Here is a 24,828-nt window from a genome sequence, read left to right on the forward strand (position 1 = left end):
CTAGTCTAAAACGCGAGTGCCACCTGCAACTTCAGCGATATAGAAGCTTGGAGCATATCCAACGACTTCCTCGTAGTGCTTGCCTACAGCTTCCTTAAAGGCCTCAACAGCATCTTTTTGCACCAAGGCAATGGCACAGCCACCAAATCCTGCCCCTGTCATACGAGCACCAAGAACACCTTCCTGAGCCCAAGCAGTATGAACGAGGGTATCCAATTCCAAGCCAGTTACTTCATAGTCATGTTCTAGAGAAACGTGAGAAGCATTCATCAAGCGACCAAATGTTTCCAAATCACCTGCCTGAAGGGCTGCTTGAGCTTTAAGAGTACGTTGGTTTTCAAGCACAGCATGGCGAGCACGTTTTAAGCGATTTTCGTCTTTAATCAGATAGCTGTATTGGTCAAAGGCCCACTCATCCAATTCACCCAGGGTCTGGATATCCAAGGCAACTTGAAGTTCTTCTACTGCTTTTTCACACTCAGCACGGCGTTCATTGTATTTAGAATCTGCTAGTTCACGGCGTTTGTTGGTATTCATGATAACAACAACATTGTCCTTCAAATCAAGAGGAACCAAGTCATATTCTAGAGTATTAGTATCTAGGTAAATAGCACGTTGGTCAGCACCCATACCGATGGCAAATTGGTCCATAATCCCAGAGTTAACACCGATAAAGTTGTTTTCTGTTAGTTTTCCGATTTTAACTAAGTCTAGACGGTCCAATTTTAGGTCAAAGAGGTATTCTGCTACGACACCTGTCAAAAGCTCCAAGGATGCTGATGAAGACAAGCCAGCACCATTTGGGATATTCCCATAAACATAAAAATCAAACCCTTTGTCAATCACATGTCCAGCTTCTTGCAAGAAATGAAGAACCCCTTTTGGATAGTTGGTCCAGCTGTGCTCTTTTTCAAATTTGAGGTCAGCAAGAGGCACTTCGATGATACCCTTGTCCTTAAAGTTGGCTGAGTAGAAACGCAAGACTTGGTCGTCACGCTTGCGAGCCGCTCCATATGTTCCCAAGGAAATGGCAGCAGGAAAAACGTGACCGCCATTGTAGTCCGTGTGTTCACCAATCAAATTGATGCGTCCTGGTGAAAAGAAAGTTTGGTCTGCTTCTTGACCAAAAACGGCAAGAAAGTCTTTGCGAAGGGCTTCAGCAGTAAGATGTTGTGTCATATGAATTCTCCTTTGACTGTCCGTTAAGTCATCTTAACGTGTAATCGTTTTCTTCTATTGTATCCAAGGCTTTTGCTAAGGTCAATCCTTTTTACTAAACTTTTACTAAACAATCGGTAAAAAGAAGAAAAATATGATATACTAACCTAAAAGAAGGAGGATTTATGGCTACCTTAAAAGACATTGCACAGCTAGCCTCTGTCTCTATCGCGACCGTATCTCGTGTCCTCAATCGCGACCAGAGTCTATCTGTCACAGAAGAAACCCGACACCGCATTTTAACCTTTGCTGAAGAGCTGGGCTACACCAAGCACCTCAAGACAGGCGAATCCCACAAACCCAAGCAGAAGATTGCTATTATCCAATGGGTCAGCGAACAAGGGGAGTTGGACGACCTCTACTACTATCAGATTCGTCTCGGTATTGAAAAAAGAGCCCAAGAGTTGGACTATGATATCTTGCGCTATTTTAACGACCATCCTTTTACACTGAGCGAGGAAGTGATTGGCATTCTCTGCATTGGAAAGTTCAGCCGAGCTCAGATTTCTGCCTTTGAAGAATACCAAAAACCTTTAGTCTTTATAGACAGCGATACCCTCTCGCTGGGACATACCTGCATTATCACGGACTTTTACACTGCCATGAAACAGGTTGTCGATTATTTCCTTAGCCAAGGGTTGAATCGTATCGGAATTCTCACAGGTCTTGAGGAAACAACCGACCAAGAAGAAATCATCCAGGATAAGCGGCTAGAAAATTTCAAAGACTATACCCAAGCAAATGGAATCTACCATGAAGAACTGGTCTTTCAGGGGAGCTTTACTGCCCAGTCTGGCTATGACTTGATGAAGGAGGCCATTCACAAGTTGGGAGAACAACTCCCACCAGCCTTTTTCGCCGCCAGCGATAGTTTAGCCATCGGTGCCCTCCGTGCCTTTCAAGAATCTGGAATTAGCCTACCAGACCGCGTCAGCCTCATTTCTTTTAACGACACTAGCCTGACCAAGCAGGTCTATCCTCCTCTTTCTAGCATTACCGTCTATACCGAAGAAATGGGCCGAGCAGGGATGGATATTCTTAACAAGGAAGTCCTCCACGGTCGCAAAATACCTAGCCTAACCATGCTGGGAACCAGACTGACTTTGAGAGAAAGTACGAGGAATGAATAGGATAACAAAACGACCTCTAGCGAGATCGTTTTTCTAATGATGATGCCCATGCTTCTGCTCCAACTCTCTCACCCTCCGCCTATGTTGCGCATGATTGCTTTGACTGCTATCCACTTCAATAGTGATATTCTGCACGCCTCTTTCTTCTAAACATTGACGCACCACTTCTTTGGTCTCCATCATCTGCTCCCAGTCCTCGATACAGATGTGGACAATAGCATTGTTCTCTAGACCGTCCATGGACCAAATGCTAAGTTGATTGACACTTTTGACATTGGGAAGAGCCTCTATATCCTTCTCCAAATCACTTGTCTCGACCCCTTCTGGCACAGCATCTAGGAAAATCTTCAGTGCGCTCCAAAAGCGAGGAATGGCTTTCGACAGAATAAAGATAGAAATAACAAGCGATAAGAGTGGATCGAGGATATACCAATCTGTAAATCGGAGGATAATCGCCATTAGAATGACAGCCAACCAACCAAGAGTGTCTTCCAAAAAATGCAAGCTAAGAATTGACTCGTTCTTTGTCTTTCCTTTACGAACTACCAGACTTGCTAGCACATTGATAGCTACTGCAATGATTCCCAGCCAGAGGATACCATTTTCATTAACAGGTTGAGGATGAACGATCTTTGTGATATTTTCCAAGATCACTAGGACAGACCCTATCATAAGAATCACAGCCGTTAGCATGGCCCCTAAAAGACTAAAACGTTTGTAACCCAAGGTGTACTGCCTATCTTCTTCACGGTTGGAAATCGTTTCTAAAAGGGCAGAGATACCAATGGCTATAGCATCTCCCAAGTCATGAACAGAATCAGCAAGAACTGCACTCGAACCAAAGATTCCTCCTGCGATAAACTCAACAATCGCATAGCTTAAATTTAAGAAAAAAGATAACCAGATAGATGTTTTAGAACTCATTTCTCTCCCTCCTTTGGTATAATGGGTATATACATACTTCTTTCATTTGTATTATCTAATAAAATCCAAAGAAAGGATAGAAGCAAACTGTCAGCCATGTTCAGTTCTGAACAGTTTGTCTCAAGTGTCTATATGCCAAAAAGAGACCGTCGGGTTAGTAAGACTAAAAAAGCCATCTATCAAGCTTTTTTACAACTTTTGAACGACAAAGGCTATGATACCACTACTGTTCAGGATATCATTGACCTAGCAGATGTTGGACGTTCTACTTTTTACTGTCACTACGAGAGTAAGGAACTCCTTTTAGATGACCTCTGTCGCTACCTCTTTCATCATCTCTTTGAAAGAGAAGGACACTTTACTACCGAGGACTACCTCGCACATATCTTTTTACATTTTCAGAAAAACCAGGACCATGTCACCAGTCTCCTTTTTTCCAAAAACGACTACTTCCTCCGCCAACTACACAAGGAACTCGAACACCATGTTTACCCCATGGTAGCGGAGGATTTGCAAGAGGCCTATCCGAACATACCAGCCTCCTACCTCCAGCATTTTGTTGTAACGAACTTTATCGAGACCCTAACTTGGTGGCTAAAAAAAGGAAAATCTTATACCGAAAACCAAGTGGTGAAATTTTACCTTGATGTAATAGAGATGACCTCTACAACTCCACTTGATAACTAATCCTGTAACTCAGAAAGGAACCAACTATGTTAACTTCGATGATTCTAGGAATACTAACAATTGTACTAGCTCTCGCCTTCTCACTGCTTCACCTTGCTGCTGCTTTTTCAGCTATGAAACAAAAGAACTACAGTCTAGGAAATAAGTGCATTTTGGTCGGCAGTTGTCTCACTTCACTAGCTCTTGCTATCTTTTTCTTCGTTCCACCAGCAACGATCATCTTATGGATAGTGGGCTCTAGCATAATCTGCTACGGTGCTTACTGGAATGGGCGACAGCAAGAAAACCAACATATACCGCACCACATTATAAGGGGCACACTAGCGGCTTTGATTGCTCTCTTGTTTATCTTACTCTAACATTAAAAATCCCATCTCGTCTATAATTCGAGATGGGATTTTGTCTGCTGAAGAAAATTGCTAGTGGCTGCCACCTGACTTTCCTCTCCATTTATTTCTTCAACAAACCTTGTTCTTGTAAAAACTCCTTGGCTACTTGTTCTGCTGACTTGCCTTCAACACCGACTTGGTAGTTGAGCTGGCTCATCTGGCTTTCAGTAATTTTACCAGCCAATTTATTGAGAACTTTCTCCAACTCAGGATGCTTCTTAAGCAAAGCTTCTTTCATGAGTGGCGCTCCTTGATAAGGTGGGAAGAGTTGCTTGTCATCTTCCAAGACCTGCAAATCATAACGCGCCAATTCCGCATCAGTTGAATAGGCATCCGTGATTTGAATATCGCCTGACTGAATTGCCTGATAGCGAAGGGCTGGCTCCATGGTCGCTACATTGAGGTTAAGACCATACATTGATTGCAAGCCCTTATTTCCATCCTCACGATCATTAAACTCGAGAGTAAAGCCGGCCTTCAGCTGCCCTTCCACTTTTTTCAAGTCCGAAATGGTCTTCAAGCCATATTCTTGAGCAATCTTTTTCGGAACAGCTACAGCGTAGGTATTTTGATAAGACATAGGCTTGAGATAGGCAAGATGATCTTGTTTGGCAATGCCATCACGCGCCACTTGATAAACCTGATCTGGCTCATGACCTACTTTAGGAGATGGTTGAAGCAGACTTTCAGTCACCGTACCGGTAAATTCAGGATAGATATCAATATCCCCTTTTTTCAGAGCTTCATAGAGGAAGCTTGTTTTCCCAAAATTCGGTTTAACAGTCGCAGTCATACTGGTATTTTCTTCAATCAGTAACTTATACATATTGGCCAAAATTTCGGGTTCTGGTCCCAATTTTCCAGCAATCACCAAGTTTTCTTTCTCTTTTTGAGCTAAGAGGGCTGGACTATAAGACAGACCCAGCAATAAGGTCACCAAGGCAAAACCAGAGAAAATCGTCCGCAATTTTGCTTTTTCCATCACTTTTAGTAGGAAGTTAAAGGCAATGGCCAGCACTGCAGAAGAAAGTGCCCCAATCAAAATCAGACTGGTATTATTGCGGTCAATTCCCAAAAGGATAAAGGAACCCAGTCCCCCTGCACCAATCAAGGCAGCCAAGGTCGCCGTACCGATGATCAAGACCGCTGCCGTCCGAATCCCAGACATAATGACAGGCATGGCAAGTGGAATTTCAAACTTCTTGAGTCGCTCCCATCTAGTCATCCCAAAGGCAATTCCAGCCTCTTGCAGACTTGGATCAATTCCCTTTAGCCCAGTGATGGTATTTTGCAAAATTGGGAAAATCGCATAAATCACTAGTGCTGTCAAAGCAGGCAAGGTTCCAATTCCCATCAAGGGGATAAAAAGTCCCAATAAGGCCAGAGACGGAATGGTCTGGAAAATCCCTGCAATCTGCAAGACCCAGTCCGCCAACTTCTCATGATAGCGAAGATAAACAGCCAAAGGAATAGCGATAAAAATAGCTAGTAACAAGGTCAACAGTGACAACTGCAAATGTTGAGATAGAGCTGTTACCCAGTCACCAAAACGATCCTGAAAAGTTGATATCAAATTAGTCATGAACACTACCTCCAAACAAGTCTGCTACAAAGTTTGTTGCAGGAGCTTTTAAAATGGTATCAGGATTCGCCACCTGACGAATCTCTCCATCCTGCAAAACAGCAATACGGTCCGCCAATTTCAAAGCTTCATCCGTATCATGGGTCACAAAAATCGTTGTCATCCCAAACTCTTTATGCAATTCTTTCGTCAGAACCTGTAGCTGTTTTCTCGAAATAGCATCCAAGGCCGAAAAGGGCTCATCCATGAGGAGAATCTTAGGCTGACCAATCATAGCACGAACAATACCAACCCGTTGCTGTTCCCCACCAGATAATTCACTTGGAAGTCGATGTCCATACTCAGCTACTGGTAAACCAACCTTATCCAAAAGCTCTTCTGTTTTCTTCGCAATTTCTTCCTTAGTCCAGCCCTTCATCTCAGGAATGAGAGCAATATTTTCCGCAACCGTTAGATTGGGAAACAGAGCAATGGCCTGTAAAACATAGCCTGTGGAAAGGCGCAGCTCACGCTCATCATAGTCTTTGATGCGCTTGCCATCCATATAAATATCGCCATCCGTAGGTTCCAAGAGGCGATTGATCATCTTGAGCATGGTTGTCTTACCAGATCCAGATGGCCCAACTAAAACCATAAACTCTCCATTCTCGATTCGTAAATTAACATCTCTCAAAACATCTTTTTCTGTGTAGCGTAGCGCTACATTTTTGTATTCAATCATTCTTAGTCCTCAATTTAAAATTTTCCTCGGTTGGTCAAATCTTCTACCTTAGGCATAACTTCCTTATTATCCCAATGCTCCACAATCAAGCCATTCTCCAAACGGAAGATGTCATACTGGGCATAGGCAACTCCATCAATCTGAGTCTGTCCATAGCTGACCACATAATTTCCTTGTCCCAAAAGCTGGAAAACAAAGTCGAAAGTAACCCCGTGCTCAGCCACATAGTTTTTATAAGCATCACTTCCTTGTCCAATCTCATGATTATGCTGAATCAAATCTTCTGCCACAAAGTCACTCCACTGCTCCAGTTCCCCATTTTGGAAAATTTCTGTCAAGAAACGGCGAACCAACTTTTTATTTTCTGCTGTCTTATCCAAATCCTTGATCTTAAAATCTCCAAAAATCTGGTCTAATTGGTCGTTTTCAGGTGTTCGATAGTAGTCAATAACATCCCAATGCTCCACGATACGACCATTCTCATCCGCACGGAAAGTATCTGTCGTCACCCATTGAGCTTCCCCACCATTGAGATATTGATGAACATGGACGAAGACTAGATTTCCGTCTTCAATAGTGCGAACAATTTTCATCTCACGCTCGGGATGGCGCTCAAAGAAATTTGCAAAGAATGCCGCAAACCCTTCTTTCCCATCTGGTACACCTGTCGAGTGTTGAATGTAGGTATCCCCTACAGACTGGGCTTGAGCCTCAGCAACACACCCGTCTTGAATGGCATGAATATATAAATTTTGCGCATTTTCAACTTGTTTTGACATATTTTATTCCTCATTTGCTTTCTCTTTCAGATTGTCTAAAATGCGTTCCTGATAACTTTCAAACTGGTGAATTTCTTCCTCTGAGAAACCTTTATAAAAAATAGCATCCAACTTTTGACTAACACGATGACCAACTTCTTTCTGGAACCAACCCTGCTCTGTCAACTTGACATACTTCTTTCTCTTATCTATTCCACATGGGCTAATGATAACTAGGTTTTGCTCCTCAAGTTTCTTAATCATGGTTGTTAGCGTATTGTTAGCAAGACCAGTCGCTAGCGCAATATCTGTTGCTGTAGCGCAGCCTGTCTCACTATTCCATAAAACCGCTAAAATCTTTCCCTGTTCACTCCGATAAAGGGCCTCAGAATCCTGACTTAATAACTTTTGAAAAATCCGCCCATTCAACAAACGAATATGATGGGCTACTAAATGACTATCTTTCATGATCTCTCCATTTTATTTCTATATCGAATTGTTTTTATTGTAACACCTCTCATTCCATCTGTCAACTATTTCGACTTAGAAATAATTTTCACCAACAAAAAAGACCTCCTACCTAGAGTAGAAGATCCTCACTATTTATTAACTTAATCTGTCATTTCGGACACCAGCGTTCGATGTTCCAGTGGTAGACTGCACATAACCAGCAAGAAGATGAATCCTGACTGTATCCAGAAGAGAGCCAAGTCAAAAATTCCATGTACAGCGACTACTGTAAGGAAGGAGAGATAAAGACCGATAATTGGTCGTTTGCCAGACTCCTGACTCATATCCATCATCATGTGAACCGGGATAACCGAAGAAATGGATAGGAGAATGGTTCCAATCAAACCATAACTTAAAATAGTATCGATGTAAAGACTATGCGCGTGTTCGTGGTAGGGTGCATGGATTCTCGGATAGGAATTCATATAGGTCAGTGGACCCTCACCCCAGATCGGATTTTGCTTGAACAAAGTCATACCCGCATTCCAGATTGAAACACGCTCCTCCATTGAAGAATCTAGTGTTCCCATACGGACACCCAAATCGCTTGAGAAGAGGAAACAAAGGCCAATCCCGAAAACTCCAATACTGAGCCAGAAGGCACGCCAGTTTTTAATAGTTGTAAAGAGATAAATGATTGCACCCGCGATGATGGCAGGAAAGGCTGTTCTATTCTGCGTGAAATTCAAACCAAATAGATTCACAAAACCTGCTAGCACACAAAAGATTTTTAACCATCTTAACTTCGTCGTTGTAAAGAGGTAAAAGGCTATCATGATACAGAAGCAACAGATAATTCCATAGTAGTTCGGATTAAAGAAAGTTACCTCTGCACGGTTCTGGTGCCATACTTGCATATTGGGCGAAAGAAAGGCATAGTTAAATTTCTTTACAATCTGGAAATGCTCCAAAGTAGCAAAAACAGCAGAGAGCACACTACCAAACAAGATTGTCTGCAGTATCAGTCGAAAGAAAGCATGTGTCAGACGTTTCTGGTAAAAACTAAAGAAAATGAGGAAGAGAAACATCAGTAAAGATGCAACCAAGCCAAGCCAGTTCTTGGCGACGATAGAGATGATACTACTGTAGGCAATAAAAAAGAGAAGTACAGGATGTTTTGCTAATCCTTTGATAATTCCCTTCATCTCCCCAGTAACAAGTAAACCTATCAAATATAAAGCAAAGAGTGCTAAGAACAAATAAAAAGGTAAAAAGATACTCATGATCATCAGATACAAAAAGAAATCTTTTTTCGAAAGCCCTCTTATCTTATCCAGTAATCCAATTGATTTCAAAACGGATCCTTTCTGTTCTGGATTTCTCCAGAAGATAAATGCTAAACTATCTTTTAATTTTACCATTTTTTCCGTCATTTGGGAACAATGAACACGTTTTCGCCACAAAAAAACTCTGTTATTGATATGGTACTAAAACCGAATTTCTCTGCCGTTTTCCACTACTTGATAGGTCTGACTTTGCAGATCAATTTCTGCTACTGCTGTTACGGACTTGTCTTTATTTTGGCGTTTGATTACAATGCTATGAGCTGTTGGTGTTTCTATCTCAATAGTCCCTTCTAGGTCAAAGGCCTCTGATCGATTACGGAAAGAAAATAGATTGAGAAGAGACTTCACCACAGGACGTTGAACTTCTTCTGCTATTTCCTCATTGCTATAGTAATGACGATTAATATTTCGACCTTCTTTGGTTTCTTCTAATAATTTCAAGTCATTTTTTCCTGCTAATAGACCCACATAGTAAACCTGAGGAATGCCTGGAGCAAAAGCTTGAATCAGACGAGCGAGGAAGTACTTGACATCATCATCTCCAAGAGCAGAATAATAGTTTGAATTGATTTGGTAGATATCTAGATTGTTATACTCTGCACTAGAGTACTTACGTTTGACATTCGCTCCAACCTTATAGAGCTCATTTGAAGCATAGTCAATTTCCTCATCGGTCAGGATATCCTTGACATCCACCACTCCAATCCCATCATGGGTATCTAGTGTCGTAAATTGCTTCATCGGGCTCATCTTTAACCACTTAGCCAAACGCTCTGTTCTAGAACTGTAAAGAGTATAAAGGGTCACCATTGGAAGAGCAAAATCATAAACATAGTAATCATGATCCGCTATTTTAAACTGAATCGAATAGTGCTCATGAATCTCAGGTAAGAGCTCTGCACCGTACTCAGCTGCTATATCTCGGACTTTATCCAACAAAGCCCAAATATCTGGCTCCACAAAGAAATCATTGGTATCCAATTTCTTCACTGCATAAGCAAAGGCATCTAGACGAATCAAATCACACCCGTTACTTGCTAGATGTTGAATCGTCTTACGGATAAATGCCATCGTTACTTCTTTGGTCACATCAAGATCAATCTGCTCCTCACCAAAAGTATTCCACAAATGTTCTACTGAACCGTCTGCAAAAACAATCTCTTGCTTTGGTGCACGATCCTTACGCTTGTAAATTAAATCTACATCAGTTTGTGTCGGACGATTTTCTGGCCAAAACTTGTCCCAGTTTAAAAAGAGATCTTTAAATTCACTGGCTTCATGTTTTTCTTGATAATCCTTATAATACTTAGATTGACGAGAAATATGGTTAATCATAAAGTCAAACATAAGATAATATTTCTCACCTAAACGCTTAACATCCTCCCAATCACCAAACGCTGGATCCACTTCATCATAGTCAACTGGTGCAAATCCACGATCACCTGTTGATGGGAAAAATGGTAGAAGGTGAACTCCCCCAATAGCATCTCCAAAATGTTCTTCCAGATTCGCATATAAGTCTTTAAGGTTATTTCCAAGACTATCTGAGTAAGTAATCAACATAGTTTTATTTTGAATGATCATAGATGTTCTCCTTTTTCTGATGAAAGCCAAGTCTTATATGACCTGGCTTCTTAAATGAAAAATATTTTTAGATTTTTGTTCACTTCGAACGCGTACTAATATAAACTGCAAGCAACTAAGTACTATTTTCTTTTTTCTACATAGAATTGCCAACAAGCTGAACTGTTCCTTTGTATCTTAATTGAACACGCCCTAAGCTCTGTGTGAAAAAGATGAATCTTCCAAGAAGCCAAGGCTTCTTATTCAGATTCCCTATTTTCACTGTGAGCTTTTAACGGGCTTTGTATCTTGTTACTTCACTGCCCCGTTACTCATTCCTGAAATGATATGTTTTTGGAAGATGATGTAGACAATGGTTATCGTTACAATTCCCACAATATAAGATGCAAAACTTGGACCATAGTCATTGAAGTACTGACCTTGGTAGTTGTATTGGAAGAGAGGTAAAGTCCACATCTTAGAATCCTTGTTCAGAATCAAGAGTGGCAACATAAAGTCATTCCAGAACCAGAGAGCATTGATAATCAAAGTTGTCGCATGCATGGGCTTCAACATTGGAAAAATGATTCGACGATAAATTGTAAAACGATCAGCCCCATCAATTTCCGCAGCTTCATCCAAACTATCTGGTACACTGATTTTTATATAACCAACATACAAGAAGAGAGTCTGTGGAATAGCATAAGTTAGGTAGAGTATTACTAGCCCCCACATATTTGCTAGACCGAGTTTACTCATCATAACTGTGATGGGAATCATAATCACCTGAAATGGAACAAATATCCCTAAGATCAAGAGCGAATACATAATTGCAAAGGCTTTTTTCTTGGACATATTTCGAGCAATGGAATAAGCTGCAGCTGGTATAAAGAAAGCTACTACAATCAATGATAACACCGTAATAACTGCTGAATTCCAGAAATAGCCTCCAATCCCATCCGAAATCAAGCGTTCATAATTACTTAAGGTAAAAGGATTAGGCAAACTAAAGAAATGATTCATGATATCCTTGGTTGTCTTGAAAGAACTAAATACCGTTACCAACAAAGGAACAAGTATAAGAATACCACCGACTATCAAGAGGACATATTTCCAAAACTGATTCAATTTTTCTTCTTTTTTCATGTGTAGGACTCCTCTATTAGATTTCAAATTTCTTTGATAGCTTGATTTGGATAAGAGAAACAATTCCAATAATTAAGAATAAAATCAAGGCAATTGCATTCGCATATCCATATTGATTACTCTTGAAAGCATAGTTGTAGACTAAAAGTCCAAGAGACGTTGTAGCATTATTTGGACCACCACTCGTCAACGCAAAAATCTGGTCAAAGGCTGTCAACCCGGACTTAAGAGCCAGAATAAAAACCATAGAAATCGTCGGCAGCAAATAGGGCAATTCAATCTTCCAAAAAGTTTGTTTACTTGTTGCACCATCAATTGATGCCGCCTCTAAAATATCATTTGGAATACTCTGAAGACCAGCAAGAAAGAGAATAATTGGCATTGCTACTCCTTGCCATAGAAGAACAAAAATAGTTGCTACTACCGCTCCTACAGGTGTCCCCAATAGACTCTCTTGTAAAAAGCTAATTCCTAAAATTTTTCCAATCGTTGGAAGACCATAGTTGAAGAATTGTTTAAAAATCAAGGAAACTGTCAAACCAGACAAAACAGCCGGGAAAAAGAACCAAGCTCTAAAGAAGGTCTGACCCTTCATCTTAGAATTTAAGGCTCGTGCTACAACCATCCCAATTGTAATCTCTCCAACAATCAATGCCAGAGTTAAAATCAAAGTAAAGGCTATGGCTGTGAAGAATTTCCCATCAATCATCAGCAATTTGTAGTTATTCAAACCAACAAATTTATAATTATAGGTCAATCCAGTCCAGTTAGTCAAACTATAGAAAGCACCTTGCACCATCGGAAAGTAAAAGAAGACAGCTTGTAAAGCAAGCGGGATGAGCAAAAAAGTCCAACCCCAGTATTTATTTAAAAATTTTCGAATAGCCATATCATCTTAACTCCTATTCTAGTCCAAATCTGCCTTCATTGGATTAAAGAAAGCATTGAGATTGTTTGCCATATTTTTCAGATTTTTATCCATCAAGTAACCCGCACTTAAATTAAAAAAATCTTCTTCAGAATTCCAGTGTTGGCCCAACCAAACATAATGTTTGTCAGTAAATGCCAGTTTAGAAATCTCTGTAAGCGCTGAGTCTTCTTTTTCCTGTATGCCTTTTACAGCAACTGGTGATCCATCTACATCATAATATGACTGCATAGCTTTTGGACTAGTCATATAGCTGATAAATTCTTCGATTTCTTTAGGATGTTTAGTAGTAGCCGAAGTTGATAATGCCATGTCCCCTGCACCAACAGTGACTTCTTTTCCTACTTGTTCTCCTGGGAAGGCAAACATCCCCACCTCAAATTTTGGATCCTGTTGATTAATTGCCGCTAATGCCCATGATCCTTGTGGCATCATCAAAGCTGTTTCACTCGAAAATGCTACCACCGCATCATTATAAGAAGCACCACGCCAACCATCTTGAGCATTATCTGCCAATAAATCTAGTCGTTCTGCATCGGCTTTTAAAATAGCATCATCTGCAGAGATAGCGTTTGGTTTTGAAAAGCGAAGGTAGTTATTAGCCGCATCTCCACTACCTGTAATAGTAATGAGAGAAAGTTGGTGGTAACCATTTAATGTCCAGCCTTCATTGCCTGCAACTGCAAATGGAGAATTCCCACTATCTTTTATCTTTTTAACAATCTCTTGAAACTCTTTAAAAGTCTTCGGTTCCTCAAGTCCTAATTCTTTAAACTTTGTTTTATTGTAATAGATTCCATAAAGGTTAGCCGTTAAAGGCACACTATAAACCTTGTTATTGATTGCATACTTTTCGGCATAGTCGTTCTTGATGTTCTCAAGATAAGATTTCCCTGTCATATCTGCAAAATAACCTGCTTTTGCCCACTCCTGAAAATCCATATTTTGAGGATAGATATTAATAATATCTGGAACATCTCCTGATAAAATCCGAGTCTTCAGAACAATTCCAGCTGCGGGAACAGTCGTCAGTTTTACATCAATAGTAGGATGATCCTTTTCAAAATCATCCACTATCCTTTGCAAGGTATCTGCCATCTCGGTCTTCTGGTTAAAAAACTCAATCGTTACCTTGCCATCAGTTGACTCCTCTTGACTACTACAAGCTGACAGTCCCAAAAGGCAGAGTCCTGTAGCAGCAATTAAGCTCATCTTTTTATACCATCTCATGATTTTATCTCCTTATCTTCTAATGAAATGTAACTGCCTGCTGAGATAATCTCCCTGCGGAAGCTCCATAGTAATACCCGCATACATGAGTTCTGCACCTGGGTAAACTACACCATTTTCCTGTAATTCATACCATCCCTCTTCATCCAAATCTTTTAACTTTAAAGTTGTTTCCATGGTCTCTACAACTGATAAGACTCGAACGTAGGTTACAATCGTTTGATTTCCATAGTTAAATTGTACAGCTGCTTCATTGGATTCAGCATCTGGATTGATTAACCTATACTGGTTTCCCAACTGGACTACTGGTCGCAATTCTTTATACAAGTTCACCTGATTAGCAATCTCAGCCTTCTCTTCATCTGATAAACTTGTCAAATCAAGCTCATAACCCAGATTTCCCATCATTGCCACATGACCACGAGTTTCCAATGGTGTCATTCGTCCCATCTGATGATTCGGTACTGCTGACACATGAGCTCCCATGGAAATGGTTGGATAGAGATAGGATGAGCCGTATTGAATTGGTAAACGTGCAATGGCATCAGTATTATCACTAGCCCAGACTTGTGGGAAATAGCGCATCATGCCAAGATCATTTCGTCCACCACCACCAGAACAGGACTCAAAGAGAATATGGCTGTGTTTCTCTGTCAGATAAGAAACGAGTTCATAAAGCCCCAACATATACTGATGAGATTGCATCTGAGTTTCCAGATAAGCTGAACCATTCCCTAAGTTAGTGATATTGCGGTTCATATCCCATTTGATGTAGTCAATTTTATGATGAGAGAGGAGTTCATCTAAAACATTTTTCAAGTATTCTACTACCTGAGAATTGGCAAGATTAAGTACTAATTGATTTCTAGAATAGGTATGCTCATATCCTGGAACCTGAATAGCCCAGTCAGGATGTTTGCGATACAAGTCGCTATCAACAGAAATCATCTCAGGTTCTAACCAAAGCCCAAACTGCAAACCTCTTTCATGGATCGCTGAAATCAGACTTTCTAGACTTCCGCCCAGTTTTTTCTCATTCACAACCCAATCACCTAAAGCACGATTATCATCAAAGCGATTACCAAACCACCCATCATCTAATACAAAAAGTTCTATTCCAACTTTCTTAGCTTCATCAGCTAGTTCTAACAGTTTTTCTCTCTGAAAGTCAAAGTAAGTTGCTTCCCAGTTATTGATTAGAATTGGACGTTCTTTTTTAGAAAACTGACTTGGCATAATGTGCTTAAGTACAAAATTTTGACTTTCATGGCTAATACCAGTTAATCCCTGATCTGAAAAGGTCACTAAAGCTACCGGTGTTTCAAAATTTTCCTCAGGATTTAACTTCCAAGAAAAGTTTTCCGGGTTAATGCCAATAGCCACCCGAACTTCATCCAGTTGATTTTTTTGGACAAAAGCTTCAAAGTTTCCACTATACAGTAGTTGCAGGGCAAACACATTTCCAGCATCCTCTGTGACTCCTTGATCACATAATAGAAGAGCTGGTGTTTGAGCATGACCAGAAGCACCACGGTTCGAACTAATTGAAAAGATTCCTTGTTCTACCTGTTGACGTCGGACAGTCTTTTCACGAGCATAAGCACCCTGCAGAGTTACAATTTCGTAAGCCACAGCGGGAAAATCAGCCATAAAAGAAAAGTCCTTGTGGATGACAACTTCCTGATTACTATTATTTTCCAATTTACTGTAGCTAGCAATTGTCGCATCATTATCAAAAGCAGTATAATACAAAGTCAGACTAAGTTGAGCCTTAGAATCTTTTAAAATCAAGGCAAGAGTCTCTGTATCGTCCATGCTATGTGGAGAAGGTAAAACCTTTGGCCCATTCTGACCTTTTAAAATCTTTGCTTCTACAAATCGAAAGTCTGTTACTTCAGTTGCATCATGCTGAACCTGTAAGGTTGGTTTTCTAAAGTCACCCAAACCATGTTGTCCAAAAATTTGACGTTGCGTATCCAAACTAAAGGCTCGATTAGTAGCTGTTGGATTACCAGAAAAAGCATGATCGCGTTCATAAACACTATTGGCACCATTATAGTTCTTAATAGTCTTTCCTAAATGTTTTAATAATAAGAACTCATTCCTATTTTCAATAATCAAACTTAGACCGTTACTCTCAACGTAAAATAGATTATTCTCTATTCGAACTCCCATATATATCACCTCTTCGATTTCTTGATAAAATTTTATCACATAAAAGCGCTTTCTAAAATAGAGAAATGTCTACAAAGTATGGTAAAATGTTAGGTAGGAGGTGGCACATGCTCGTTTTTTCAGAATACCAGACTGGAACAATTGATCTTTCTCTTAGCTTTTACGGTTATGAAGAATGTACTCCTAACTACTCTTTTGGCCCAGCTATTCGAGATACCTATGTACTACATTACATTACTAAAGGAAAAGGTCAATTCCATTATAAGGGTAAAATTGTTGATTTAAAGGCAGGAGATTTCTTTTTACTAAAACCAGATGAATTAACCTTCTATCAAGCAAATAGCCAGGATCCTTGGGCTTACTACTGGTTGGGGATTACTGGAGGGAGGGCACCTGACTATTTTGCTCTCTCTCAAATTTCTGACCAATCCTACCTCATCCAATCAAAAAACTGTCATACACAGACAACTGCAAACCTCATCGATAGTATTGTCCGTTTCGCTCAGATAACAAAATCAAACGAACTAGCACAACTCCATATCATGGGGCAACTTCATGAATTGATGTTTCATTTAGGAACTATTGCTCCCAATCAGAAAAAAAAGAATATTTCATCAACCCACCAACTCTATCTTGACTGCAAACGATTGATAGATAGTCACTATCCACAATCGCTCACCATTCAAGATTTAGCTAAAGAGCTATCTGTCCATAGAAGTTACTTAACTAGTGTGTTTAAAGAATTTCACCAACTCTCTCCAAAAGAATATTTGCTTTTCGTTCGAATGAATCGTGCGCAACAACTTCTGGAACATACTGAAGAATCTATTAAAGTCATTGCATACTCCGTGGGTTTTTCAGATCCACTACATTTCTCAAAAGCCTACAAGCAGTTTTTTCATAAATCACCGAGTCAAACTCGAAAAGAACTCTCTCACTCCCTCTTAGCTAGAAAGGAAAATCAATGAAATCACACCAACTAGTCTACCAAATATTAGCTAGAGAAAACGACTATGTTAGCGGAGAAAAAATTGCAGAAGAACTGTCGTTAAGTCGTACATCCATCTGGAAAGCAATCCAACGTCTCCAACAAGAAGGGCTCGTGATTGACAGTATTAAAAATAAAGGTTACAAACTTATTCAAGGCGATTTGATCCTACCTGATTTGATTCAAGAGAAAACCAACTTAATCATTCTCTACAAATCTGAAACAAAATCTACTCAAACAGATGCAAAAGAAGGTATTGAAGGTGGAAGTCAGGGAAATAGTCTCTATCTTTCCACATGTCAAACAGCAGGTCGTGGTCGCTTTCAACGCCCTTACTACTCTCCTGCTCAGGGAGGTATTTATATGTCATTACATATTCAGCCAAATCTCGCCTATGACCAGCTTCCTGCCTACACATTACTTACAGCAGGTGCCATTTACAAAGCTATTAAAAACCTCACCTTGATTGACGTAGGTATCAAATGGGTAAATGATATCTACTTTAAAAATAAAAAAATAGCAGGTATCCTCACCGAAGCCATGACGTCCGTGGAAACAGGCCTAGTAACAGATGTCATTATCGGCGTTGGAATCAACTTTGCCATCAGGGATTTTCCCAAAGAGATAAAAGAAAAAGCTGGAAGTCTCTTTACATCACCAGCTCCTATCACACGAAACGAACTAATCTCAGAAATTTGGCGTTGTTTCTACCAAACAGCACCCGAAGAACTACTCTATCTTTATAAAGAACACTCTCTCGTCCTAGGAAGAGAGGTCAGTTTTATCCAAGATCGGACTGAAAAAAAAGGAGTCGCCAAGGACATCTCCGACAAAGGACAACTCCTTATCCAGCTTGATGACCAGACAGAAATCTGGCTCAATAGTGGTGAAATCTCACTCACTAGCTGGACTTAATAACAGCACTATATGATGTCTAGAACTTCATCTAGCAAGCATATAGTGCTTTTTGAATGTAGAAAGTAACTGATATATAAATAGCTGGCTTCCTATCAACAATTTACAGGTGGATAGCTTTTGAGGCATTCTTTTTATATGCCGTGCTATGTGCCAAAGAAATCCCATAGCAGTGATTTTCGTGTCCAAGCATGACCAATGGAAGTGCAAAAACTTTAACAGCATACAAAAGCAGCCAAAACATAAAGACTTCAGCTTTTATATTCACCAAATTTTTACTAAACATCTCGTACAAGAACCATGCATTTAAAGCCATATTGAAGAGACTTGCCAACGTTGCTGAAACTATATTGGTTTTCAATTTTGGATGATAACATTTAGCCACATATAAGGCCAATAATGAAATATTATAAAGGCAAATCGGTTGATAATTTTCTCTATAAATAACCAGCGTCTTACGATTATAGAACGGGAAACCATGAGGTCCACGATGACATTCATTTATCCAGACATGGCTAAGACCTCTAATCTCATTCCAATCTACAAATAAATCAATTTTTCTTAGATAAATCCCAGTTTTATGGATTAAACACTTCCATTTGAACAAGAAAGATAGAAGAAAAGTAAGGAGCAAAACTACAACTGTAACAACCTTCAACTCCTCTTGTCCGATAGTCAAAGATAGGTTAAAAAAGCGAATTTGCGCTTTTTTTGCATCTAAGATCATTGAAATCACAGTTAGAAATACTACAAAGATAAATAGTATAAATCTATAAAAAATACTATGAAATTTTACTCCATTTTTCATCTCGATTATCCCCAGCCACTTAAAGTCTCGAACCTTAGTATACCACTAAATCTAGTCTATTTATGATTTTTTCTAGTATGAAAGTTACAGAAACAGCATTAGATAATAAAGCTCTATAATTCTGTAGTGAGTAAAACCACTATGGAGATTATGGAGCCTATTTGTTGGCTTGAATTGTCAAATTAAGTGTACATTTTATCACAAAACTACTCAATATTAAAGGCCCTAATATCAAGAGTGTAGATATTATCAATATGGATCCCCCAACAGGAAATCACTGAAGAAATATGATTTTCAAAAAAATCTAAAATCCCTTATCTAGAAGGTGCGAGATACAAAAGGCTGATTCGATTGAGAAAACGGTGTTTTCGCTGTAAAGTCCGTGGAAAAATGGCTGTCGCAGAGACTCCCTTAGTCAAGAAAAACCACCAAATCGCTCAAAAATTAGTCGAGAAAGTCCCTATAACAGCCATCGCTGAAAGCTTGACTATCTCCACAGAGCTGAAGAAACACTACAATCTCTATCAGCTCTTGCTTTTTAACTTTCAGAACAAGGAGGCAGAGAATTTTTTCGAACTCATTGAAAATAATCTCAAGCTGGTTCATCCTCTTTTTCAGACTGTCTTTAAAACCTTCCTCAAGGATAAAGAGAAGATTGTCAACGCCCTTCAGTTACCTTATTCCAACGCAAAATTGGAAGCGACTAATAATCTCATTAAACTTATCAAACGAAATGCCTTTGGTTTTCGAAACTTTGAAAACTTCAATAAAAGAATTTTTATCGCTCTCAACATCAAAAAAGAAAGGACGAAATTCGTCCTTTCTCGATCTTAGCTTTTCTTCAACCCACTAGAGTTGATAAAGATTCTCAAATTGTATCACGGAGAATGGGGGATTCGAACCCCCGCGCCAGTTACCCGACCTAACGATTTAGCAAACCGTCCTCTTCAGCCTCTTGAGTAATTCTCCAAAATATTTAATTAATAGGTATAAGTTGATTTAAACTCCTACACTCGCTTTATAGCTCTCTGTATACGGAGAATGGGGGATTCGAACCCCCGCGCCAGTTACCCGACCTAACGATTTAGCAAACCGTCCTCTTCAGCCTCTTGAGTAATTCTCCTATTAATGGGCACGAGTGGACTCGAACCACCGACCTCACGCTTATCAGGCGTGCGCTCTAACCACCTGAGCTACGCGCCCAAGTTAAAAACTTGGTAATTTGAACAAAGTTCAAAGCGGGTGACGAGAATCGAACTCGCGACAACAGCTTGGAAGGCTGTAGTTTTACCACTAAACTACACCCGCATAACCATTATAAAATGGCGCGAGACGGAATCGAACCGCCGACACATGGAGCTTCAATCCATTGCTCTACCAACTGAGCTACCGAGCCAAATTGCGGGAGCAGGATTTGAACCTACGACCTTCGGGTTATGAGCCCGACGAGCTACCGAGCTGCTCCATCCCGCGTTAATAATAAAAAGGAGGATGTGGGATTCGAACCCACGCACGCTTTTACACGCCTGACGGTTTTCAAGACCGTTCCCTTCAGCCAGACTTGGGTAATCCTCCAAAATATACAATGGACCTTGTAGGACTTGAACCTACGACCACTCGGTTATGAGCCGAGAGCTCTAACCAGCTGAGCTAAAGGTCCAACAAGATCTTTATAGCGGCGAAGGGGATCGAACCCCCGACCTCCCGGGTATGAACCGGACGCTCTAGCCAGCTGAGCTACACCGCCATCAATCGGGAAGACAGGATTCGAACCTGCGACACCTTGGTCCCAAACCAAGTACTCTACCAAGCTGAGCTACTTCCCGAGTTAAATAGAAAAAATGCACCCTAGAGGATTCGAACCTCTAACCGCCTGATTCGTAGTCAGGTACTCTATCCAGTTGAGCTAAGGGTGCTCATTATTATATGCCGAGGACCGGGATCGAACCGGTACGATCGTTTCCAATCGCAGGATTTTAAGTCCTGTGCGTCTGCCAGTTCCGCCACCCCGGCCTCTCTAAGCGAACGACGGGATTCGAACCCGCGACCCCCACCTTGGCAAGGTGGTGTTCTACCACTGAACTACGTTCGCATCGACCTCTTCTAGTTTTAATGCCGGCTACATGACTTGAACACGCGACCCTCTGATTACAAATCAGATGCTCTACCAACTGAGCTAAGCCGGCTAATTTCTACTATGCGGGTTAAGGGACTTGAACCCCCACGCCGTTAAGCGCCAGATCCTAAATCTGGTGCGTCTGCCAATTCCGCCAAACCCGCAAATATGACCCGTACTGGGCTCGAACCAGTGACCCATTGATTAAAAGTCAATTGCTCTACCAACTGAGCTAACGAGTCTAAAATAACTTCTGTTATCTTACGGTCCCGACGGGAATCGAACCCGCGATCTTCGCCGTGACAGGGCGACGTGATAACCGCTACACTACGGGACCTATATGGGAGTTAACGGGATCGAACCGCTGACCCTCTGCTTGTAAGGCAGATGCTCTCCCAGCTGAGCTAAACTCCCTAGAGCTAAGCGACTTCCATATCTCACAGGGGGCAACCCCCAACTACTTCCGGCGTTCTAGGGCTTAACTACTGTGTTCGGCATGGGTACAGGTGTATCTCCTAGGCTATCGTCACTTAACTCTGAGTAATACCTACTCAAAATTGAATATCTATCAAATACCAAGTAAACCTTACACTTCGTATCCTCAGTTACTTTGGATAAGTCCTCGAGCTATTAGTATTAGTCCGCTACATGTGTCACCACACTTCCACTTCTAACCTATCTACCTGATCATCTCTCAGGGCTCTTACTGATATATAATCATGGGAAATCTCATCTTGAGGTGGGTTTCACACTTAGATGCTTTCAGCGTTTATCCCTTCCCTACATAGCTACCCAGCGATGCCTTTGGCAAGACAACTGGTACACCAGCGGTAAGTCCACTCTGGTCCTCTCGTACTAGGAGCAGATCCTCTCAAATTTCCTACGCCCGCGACGGATAGGGACCGAACTGTCTCACGACGTTCTGAACCCAGCTCGCGTGCCGCTTTAATGGGCGAACAGCCCAACCCTTGGGACCGACTACAGCCCCAGGATGCGACGAGCCGACATCGAGGTGCCAAACCTCCCCGTCGATGTGAACTCTTGGGGGAGATAAGCCTGTTATCCCCAGGGTAGCTTTTATCCGTTGAGCGATGGCCCTTCCATGCGGAACCACCGGATCACTAAGCCCGACTTTCGTCCCTGCTCGAGTTGTAGCTCTCGCAGTCAAGCTCCCTTATACCTTTACACTCTGCGAATGATTTCCAACCATTCTGAGGGAACCTTTGGGCGCCTCCGTTACCTTTTAGGAGGCGACCGCCCCAGTCAAACTGCCCGTCAGACACTGTCTCCGATAGGGATAACCTATCCGGGTTAGAGTGGCCATAACACAAGGGTAGTATCCCAACAACGTCTCCTTCGAAACTGGCGTCCCGATCTCATAGACTCCTACCTATCCTGTACATGTGGTACAGACACTCAATATCAAACTGCAGTAAAGCTCCATGGGGTCTTTCCGTCCTGTCGCGGGTAACCTGCATCTTCACAGGTACTAAAATTTCACCGAGTCTCTCGTTGAGACAGTGCCCAAATCATTACGCCTTTCGTGCGGGTCGGAACTTACCCGACAAGGAATTTCGCTACCTTAGGACCGTTATAGTTACGGCCGCCGTTTACTGGGGCTTCAATTCATACCTTCGAGTTACCTCTAAGCACTCCTCTTAACCTTCCAGCACCGGGCAGGCGTCACCCCCTATACATCATCTTACGATTTAGCAGAGAGCTGTGTTTTTGATAAACAGTTGCTTGGGCCTATTCACTGCGGCTGACCTAAATCAGCACCCCTTCTCCCGAAGTTACGGGGTCATTTTGCCGAGTTCCTTAACGAGAGTTCTCTCGCTCACCTGAGGCTACTCGCCTCGACTACCTGTGTCGGTTTGCGGTACGGGTAGAGTATGTTTAAACGCTAGAAGCTTTTCTTGGCAGTGTGACGTCACTAACTTCGCTACTAAACTTCGCTCCCCATCACAGCTCAATGTTATAGATATAAGCATTTGACTCATATCACACCTCACTGCTTAGACAGACACTTCCAATCGTCTGCTTTAGTTAGCCTACTGCGTCCCTCCATCACTACATACTCTAGTACAGGAATATCAACCTGTTGTCCATCGGATACACCTTTCGGTCTCTCCTTAGGTCCCGACTAACCCAGGGCGGACGAGCCTTCCCCTGGAAACCTTAGTCTTACGGTGGACAGGATTCTCACCTGTCTTTCGCTACTCATACCGGCATTCTCACTTCTATGCGTTCCAGCACTCCTCACGGTATACCTTCATCACACATAGAACGCTCTCCTACCATACCTATAAAGGTATCCACAGCTTCGGTAAATTGTTTTAGCCCCGGTACATTTTCGGCGCAGGGTCACTCGACTAGTGAGCTATTACGCACTCTTTGAATGAATAGCTGCTTCTAAGCTAACATCCTAGTTGTCTGTGCAACCCCACATCCTTTTCCACTTAACAATTATTTTGGGACCTTAGCTGGTGGTCTGGGCTGTTTCCCTTTCGACTACGGATCTTAGCACTCGCAGTCTGACTGCCGACCATAATTCTTTGGCATTCGGAGTTTATCTGAGATTGGTAATCCGGGATGGACCCCTCACCCAAACAGTGCTCTACCTCCAAGAATCTCTAATGTCGACGCTAGCCCTAAAGCTATTTCGGAGAGAACCAGCTATCTCCAAGTTCGTTTGGAATTTCTCCGCTACCCACAAGTCATCCAAGCACTTTTCAACGTGCCCTGGTTCGGTCCTCCAGTGCGTCTTACCGCACCTTCAACCTGCTCATGGGTAGGTCACATGGTTTCGGGTCTACGACATGATACTAATGCGCCCTATTCAGACTCGGTTTCCCTGCGGCTCCGTCTCTTCAACTTAACCTCGCATCATATCGTAACTCGCCGGTTCATTCTACAAAAGGCACGCTCTCACCCATTAACGGGCTCGAACTTGTTGTAGGCACACGGTTTCAGGTTCTATTTCACTCCCCTCCCGGGGTGCTTTTCACCTTTCCCTCACGGTACTGGTTCACTATCGGTCACTAGGGAGTATTTAGGGTTGGGAGATGGTCCTCCCAGATTCCGACGGGATTTCGCGTGTCCCGCCGTACTCAGGATACTGCTAGGTACAAAGACTATTTTAAATACGAGGCTATTACTCTCTTTGGCTGATCTTCCCAAATCATTCTTCTATAATCTTTGAGTCCACATTGCAGTCCTACAACCCCGAAGAGTAAACTCTTCGGTTTGCCCTCCTGCCGTTTCGCTCGCCGCTACTAAGGCAATCGCTTTTGCTTTCTCTTCCTGCAGCTACTTAGATGTTTCAGTTCACTGCGTCTTCCTCCTCACATCCTTAACAGATGTGGGTAACAGGTAGTACCTGTTGGGTTCCCCCATTCGGAAATCCCTGGATCATCGCTTACTTACAGCTACCCAAGGCATATCGTCGTTTGTCACGTCCTTCTTCGGCTCCTAGTGCCAAGGCATCCACCGTGCGCCCTTATTAACTTAACCTTATTAACCTAATTTTTTCAAAAATTAGAAAACTCATTAAATACTTACAGCGTTTCGGTTTATTTTCTTGTTACTATTTGATATAGATATTCAATTTTCAATGTGCATTACTTGGTGATCTCTCACCAATGGAGCCTAGCGGGATCGAACCGCTGACCTCCTGCGTGCAAAGCAGGCGCTCTCCCAGCTGAGCTAAGGCCCCACAAGACCTCTCAAGACTAAACAAGACCAATGTGCAGTT

The 24,828-nt window shown here is 41.7% G+C and carries 18 protein-coding genes, 19 tRNA genes, 2 rRNA genes and 1 pseudogene; 6 read left to right on the plus strand and 34 right to left on the minus strand.

Going from position 1 to position 24,828, the window contains the following annotated elements; translation table 11 throughout:
• Entirely contained in the window at positions 1 to 1,179 is a 1,179-nt protein-coding gene (locus tag EJF26_RS04985) for a galactokinase (RefSeq protein WP_000191962.1), read from the minus strand.
• 164 nt (positions 1,180 to 1,343) lie between these two features.
• Between EJF26_RS04985 and galR the strand changes: the two genes are divergently transcribed.
• Entirely contained in the window at positions 1,344 to 2,348 is a 1,005-nt protein-coding gene (galR, locus tag EJF26_RS04990; protein WP_000212483.1) for a DNA-binding transcriptional regulator GalR, read from the plus strand.
• Positions 2,349 to 2,381: 33 nt separating this feature from the next.
• On the opposite strand, the gene EJF26_RS04995 is transcribed toward galR, so the two are convergent.
• On the minus strand, positions 2,382 to 3,272 hold the full coding sequence (locus EJF26_RS04995) for a cation diffusion facilitator family transporter (RefSeq protein WP_000095936.1): 891 nt from the start codon (positions 3,270 to 3,272) through the stop codon (positions 2,382 to 2,384).
• A gap of 132 nt (positions 3,273 to 3,404) precedes the next feature.
• On the opposite strand from EJF26_RS04995, the gene EJF26_RS05000 reads away from it, so the two are divergent.
• Entirely contained in the window at positions 3,405 to 3,959 is a 555-nt protein-coding gene (locus tag EJF26_RS05000; RefSeq protein ID WP_004245812.1) for a TetR/AcrR family transcriptional regulator, read from the plus strand.
• A 26-nt stretch (positions 3,960 to 3,985) separates the two neighbouring features.
• Positions 3,986 to 4,318 (plus strand): hypothetical protein, encoded by a 333-nt coding sequence (locus EJF26_RS10095; RefSeq protein ID WP_000958140.1) that lies wholly within the window; start codon positions 3,986 to 3,988, stop codon positions 4,316 to 4,318.
• Between the two features lie 91 nt (positions 4,319 to 4,409).
• Here the strand turns inward: EJF26_RS10095 and EJF26_RS05010 are convergent, their stop codons facing one another.
• The 10 genes from EJF26_RS05010 to EJF26_RS05055 all read right to left on the minus strand — a co-directional run bounded on the left by EJF26_RS05010 (position 4,410) and on the right by EJF26_RS05055 (position 16,247).
• On the minus strand, positions 4,410 to 5,930 hold the full coding sequence (locus EJF26_RS05010) for an ABC transporter permease/substrate-binding protein (RefSeq protein WP_000183013.1): 1,521 nt from the start codon (positions 5,928 to 5,930) through the stop codon (positions 4,410 to 4,412).
• On the minus strand, positions 5,923 to 6,651 hold the full coding sequence (locus EJF26_RS05015; RefSeq protein ID WP_000575241.1) for an ATP-binding cassette domain-containing protein: 729 nt from the start codon (positions 6,649 to 6,651) through the stop codon (positions 5,923 to 5,925). Before EJF26_RS05015 ends, EJF26_RS05010 begins: the two co-directional genes overlap by 8 nt.
• Positions 6,652 to 6,665: 14 nt before the next feature.
• Positions 6,666 to 7,430: a nuclear transport factor 2 family protein gene (locus tag EJF26_RS05020; RefSeq protein WP_000043835.1), complete on the minus strand. Its 765-nt coding sequence runs from the start codon at positions 7,428 to 7,430 to the stop codon at positions 6,666 to 6,668.
• Positions 7,431 to 7,433: 3 nt separating this feature from the next.
• A complete protein-coding gene (locus EJF26_RS05025; protein WP_000655226.1) occupies positions 7,434 to 7,877 on the minus strand; it encodes a MarR family winged helix-turn-helix transcriptional regulator in 444 nt (147 codons plus the stop codon).
• A 143-nt stretch (positions 7,878 to 8,020) separates the two neighbouring features.
• The gene (locus tag EJF26_RS05030; RefSeq protein WP_025168996.1) at positions 8,021 to 9,214 is read right to left on the minus strand and encodes an O-antigen ligase family protein; all 1,194 of its coding nucleotides are present in this window, start codon (positions 9,212 to 9,214) and stop codon (positions 8,021 to 8,023) included.
• A gap of 132 nt (positions 9,215 to 9,346) precedes the next feature.
• Positions 9,347 to 10,789, minus strand: a complete 1,443-nt coding sequence (gtfA, locus tag EJF26_RS05035) for a sucrose phosphorylase (protein ID WP_000586668.1) — start codon at positions 10,787 to 10,789, stop codon at positions 9,347 to 9,349.
• A 291-nt stretch (positions 10,790 to 11,080) separates the two neighbouring features.
• On the minus strand, positions 11,081 to 11,914 hold the full coding sequence (locus EJF26_RS05040; RefSeq protein WP_000711269.1) for a carbohydrate ABC transporter permease: 834 nt from the start codon (positions 11,912 to 11,914) through the stop codon (positions 11,081 to 11,083).
• Between the two features lie 16 nt (positions 11,915 to 11,930).
• A complete protein-coding gene (locus EJF26_RS05045; protein ID WP_001007696.1) occupies positions 11,931 to 12,803 on the minus strand; it encodes a carbohydrate ABC transporter permease in 873 nt (290 codons plus the stop codon).
• A gap of 18 nt (positions 12,804 to 12,821) precedes the next feature.
• On the minus strand, positions 12,822 to 14,072 hold the full coding sequence (locus tag EJF26_RS05050) for an extracellular solute-binding protein (protein WP_001267886.1): 1,251 nt from the start codon (positions 14,070 to 14,072) through the stop codon (positions 12,822 to 12,824).
• 12 nt (positions 14,073 to 14,084) lie between these two features.
• Positions 14,085 to 16,247, minus strand: coding sequence for an alpha-galactosidase (locus EJF26_RS05055; protein ID WP_000538960.1), 2,163 nt, complete (start codon positions 16,245 to 16,247; stop codon positions 14,085 to 14,087).
• 107 nt (positions 16,248 to 16,354) lie between these two features.
• Between EJF26_RS05055 and EJF26_RS05060 the strand changes: the two genes are divergently transcribed.
• Positions 16,355 to 17,215 (plus strand): AraC family transcriptional regulator, encoded by an 861-nt coding sequence (locus EJF26_RS05060; RefSeq protein WP_000959985.1) that lies wholly within the window; start codon positions 16,355 to 16,357, stop codon positions 17,213 to 17,215.
• Entirely contained in the window at positions 17,212 to 18,150 is a 939-nt protein-coding gene (birA, locus tag EJF26_RS05065) for a bifunctional biotin--[acetyl-CoA-carboxylase] ligase/biotin operon repressor BirA (RefSeq protein WP_000835298.1), read from the plus strand. Before EJF26_RS05060 ends, birA begins: the two co-directional genes overlap by 4 nt.
• A 103-nt stretch (positions 18,151 to 18,253) precedes the next feature.
• Here birA and EJF26_RS05070 read toward each other — a convergent pair whose 3' ends face one another.
• Positions 18,254 to 18,958 (minus strand): hypothetical protein, encoded by a 705-nt coding sequence (locus EJF26_RS05070; RefSeq protein ID WP_000788480.1) that lies wholly within the window; start codon positions 18,956 to 18,958, stop codon positions 18,254 to 18,256.
• A gap of 420 nt (positions 18,959 to 19,378) precedes the next feature.
• Here EJF26_RS05070 and EJF26_RS10535 point away from each other — a divergent pair.
• Positions 19,379 to 19,792: pseudogene (locus EJF26_RS10535) on the plus strand (transposase); the annotation flags it as partial.
• A gap of 47 nt (positions 19,793 to 19,839) precedes the next feature.
• Here the strand turns inward: EJF26_RS10535 and EJF26_RS05080 are convergent.
• The 21 genes from EJF26_RS05080 to EJF26_RS05180 form a co-directional block, all read right to left on the minus strand.
• Positions 19,840 to 19,927, minus strand: a tRNA-Ser gene (locus EJF26_RS05080).
• Between the two features lie 66 nt (positions 19,928 to 19,993).
• Positions 19,994 to 20,081: transfer RNA gene (locus EJF26_RS05085), tRNA-Ser, on the minus strand.
• 6 nt (positions 20,082 to 20,087) lie between these two features.
• Positions 20,088 to 20,161, minus strand: a tRNA-Ile gene (locus tag EJF26_RS05090).
• Positions 20,162 to 20,195: 34 nt separating this feature from the next.
• Positions 20,196 to 20,266, minus strand: a tRNA-Gly gene (locus EJF26_RS05095).
• Positions 20,267 to 20,281: 15 nt separating this feature from the next.
• Positions 20,282 to 20,354: transfer RNA gene (locus tag EJF26_RS05100), tRNA-Phe, on the minus strand.
• A 3-nt stretch (positions 20,355 to 20,357) separates the two neighbouring features.
• Positions 20,358 to 20,431, minus strand: a tRNA-Met gene (locus EJF26_RS05105).
• A 12-nt stretch (positions 20,432 to 20,443) separates the two neighbouring features.
• Positions 20,444 to 20,533, minus strand: a tRNA-Ser gene (locus tag EJF26_RS05110).
• A gap of 11 nt (positions 20,534 to 20,544) precedes the next feature.
• Positions 20,545 to 20,618 (minus strand) — tRNA-Ile (locus tag EJF26_RS05115).
• Positions 20,619 to 20,631: 13 nt separating this feature from the next.
• Positions 20,632 to 20,705: transfer RNA gene (locus tag EJF26_RS05120), tRNA-Met, on the minus strand.
• 5 nt (positions 20,706 to 20,710) lie between these two features.
• Positions 20,711 to 20,784: transfer RNA gene (locus tag EJF26_RS05125), tRNA-Pro, on the minus strand.
• Positions 20,785 to 20,800: 16 nt separating this feature from the next.
• A tRNA-Arg gene (locus EJF26_RS05130) sits at positions 20,801 to 20,874 on the minus strand.
• An 11-nt stretch (positions 20,875 to 20,885) separates the two neighbouring features.
• Positions 20,886 to 20,971 (minus strand) — tRNA-Leu (locus tag EJF26_RS05135).
• Positions 20,972 to 20,978: 7 nt separating this feature from the next.
• Positions 20,979 to 21,050: transfer RNA gene (locus EJF26_RS05140), tRNA-Gly, on the minus strand.
• Positions 21,051 to 21,071: 21 nt separating this feature from the next.
• Positions 21,072 to 21,144 (minus strand) — tRNA-Thr (locus EJF26_RS05145).
• Between the two features lie 12 nt (positions 21,145 to 21,156).
• A tRNA-Leu gene (locus EJF26_RS05150) sits at positions 21,157 to 21,238 on the minus strand.
• 5 nt (positions 21,239 to 21,243) lie between these two features.
• Positions 21,244 to 21,316: transfer RNA gene (locus tag EJF26_RS05155), tRNA-Lys, on the minus strand.
• A 22-nt stretch (positions 21,317 to 21,338) separates the two neighbouring features.
• Positions 21,339 to 21,411: transfer RNA gene (locus EJF26_RS05160), tRNA-Asp, on the minus strand.
• Positions 21,412 to 21,415: 4 nt separating this feature from the next.
• Positions 21,416 to 21,488: transfer RNA gene (locus EJF26_RS05165), tRNA-Val, on the minus strand.
• 4 nt (positions 21,489 to 21,492) lie between these two features.
• A 5S ribosomal RNA gene (gene rrf, locus EJF26_RS05170) occupies positions 21,493 to 21,608 on the minus strand.
• Positions 21,609 to 21,684: 76 nt separating this feature from the next.
• A 23S ribosomal RNA gene (locus EJF26_RS05175) occupies positions 21,685 to 24,587 on the minus strand.
• A gap of 129 nt (positions 24,588 to 24,716) precedes the next feature.
• Positions 24,717 to 24,789, minus strand: a tRNA-Ala gene (locus tag EJF26_RS05180).
• Positions 24,790 to 24,828 lie beyond the last annotated feature (39 nt).

This window comes from Streptococcus oralis subsp. dentisani (assembly GCF_007475365.1).
GTDB classification, from domain to species: Bacteria; Bacillota; Bacilli; order Lactobacillales; family Streptococcaceae; genus Streptococcus; species Streptococcus mitis_AX.

Excerpts from the sequence above, each read along its gene's own strand:
- EJF26_RS04985 (WP_000191962.1), bottom strand. The coding sequence starts at position 1,179 with ATGACACAACATCTTACTGCTGAAGCCCTTCGCAAAGACTTTCTTGCC.
- galR (WP_000212483.1), top strand. The coding sequence starts at position 1,344 with ATGGCTACCTTAAAAGACATTGCACAGCTAGCCTCTGTCTCTATCGCG.
- EJF26_RS04995 (WP_000095936.1), bottom strand. The coding sequence starts at position 3,272 with ATGAGTTCTAAAACATCTATCTGGTTATCTTTTTTCTTAAATTTAAGC.
- EJF26_RS05000 (WP_004245812.1), top strand. The coding sequence starts at position 3,405 with ATGCCAAAAAGAGACCGTCGGGTTAGTAAGACTAAAAAAGCCATCTAT.
- EJF26_RS10095 (WP_000958140.1), top strand. The coding sequence starts at position 3,986 with ATGTTAACTTCGATGATTCTAGGAATACTAACAATTGTACTAGCTCTC.
- EJF26_RS05010 (WP_000183013.1), bottom strand. The coding sequence starts at position 5,930 with ATGACTAATTTGATATCAACTTTTCAGGATCGTTTTGGTGACTGGGTA.
- EJF26_RS05015 (WP_000575241.1), bottom strand. The coding sequence starts at position 6,651 with ATGATTGAATACAAAAATGTAGCGCTACGCTACACAGAAAAAGATGTT.
- EJF26_RS05020 (WP_000043835.1), bottom strand. The coding sequence starts at position 7,430 with ATGTCAAAACAAGTTGAAAATGCGCAAAATTTATATATTCATGCCATT.
- EJF26_RS05025 (WP_000655226.1), bottom strand. The coding sequence starts at position 7,877 with ATGAAAGATAGTCATTTAGTAGCCCATCATATTCGTTTGTTGAATGGG.
- gtfA (WP_000586668.1), bottom strand. The coding sequence starts at position 10,789 with ATGATCATTCAAAATAAAACTATGTTGATTACTTACTCAGATAGTCTT.
- EJF26_RS05040 (WP_000711269.1), bottom strand. The coding sequence starts at position 11,914 with ATGAAAAAAGAAGAAAAATTGAATCAGTTTTGGAAATATGTCCTCTTG.
- EJF26_RS05045 (WP_001007696.1), bottom strand. The coding sequence starts at position 12,803 with ATGGCTATTCGAAAATTTTTAAATAAATACTGGGGTTGGACTTTTTTG.
- EJF26_RS05050 (WP_001267886.1), bottom strand. The coding sequence starts at position 14,072 with ATGAGATGGTATAAAAAGATGAGCTTAATTGCTGCTACAGGACTCTGC.
- EJF26_RS05055 (WP_000538960.1), bottom strand. The coding sequence starts at position 16,247 with ATGGGAGTTCGAATAGAGAATAATCTATTTTACGTTGAGAGTAACGGT.
- EJF26_RS05060 (WP_000959985.1), top strand. The coding sequence starts at position 16,355 with ATGCTCGTTTTTTCAGAATACCAGACTGGAACAATTGATCTTTCTCTT.
- birA (WP_000835298.1), top strand. The coding sequence starts at position 17,212 with ATGAAATCACACCAACTAGTCTACCAAATATTAGCTAGAGAAAACGAC.
- EJF26_RS05070 (WP_000788480.1), bottom strand. The coding sequence starts at position 18,958 with ATGAAAAATGGAGTAAAATTTCATAGTATTTTTTATAGATTTATACTA.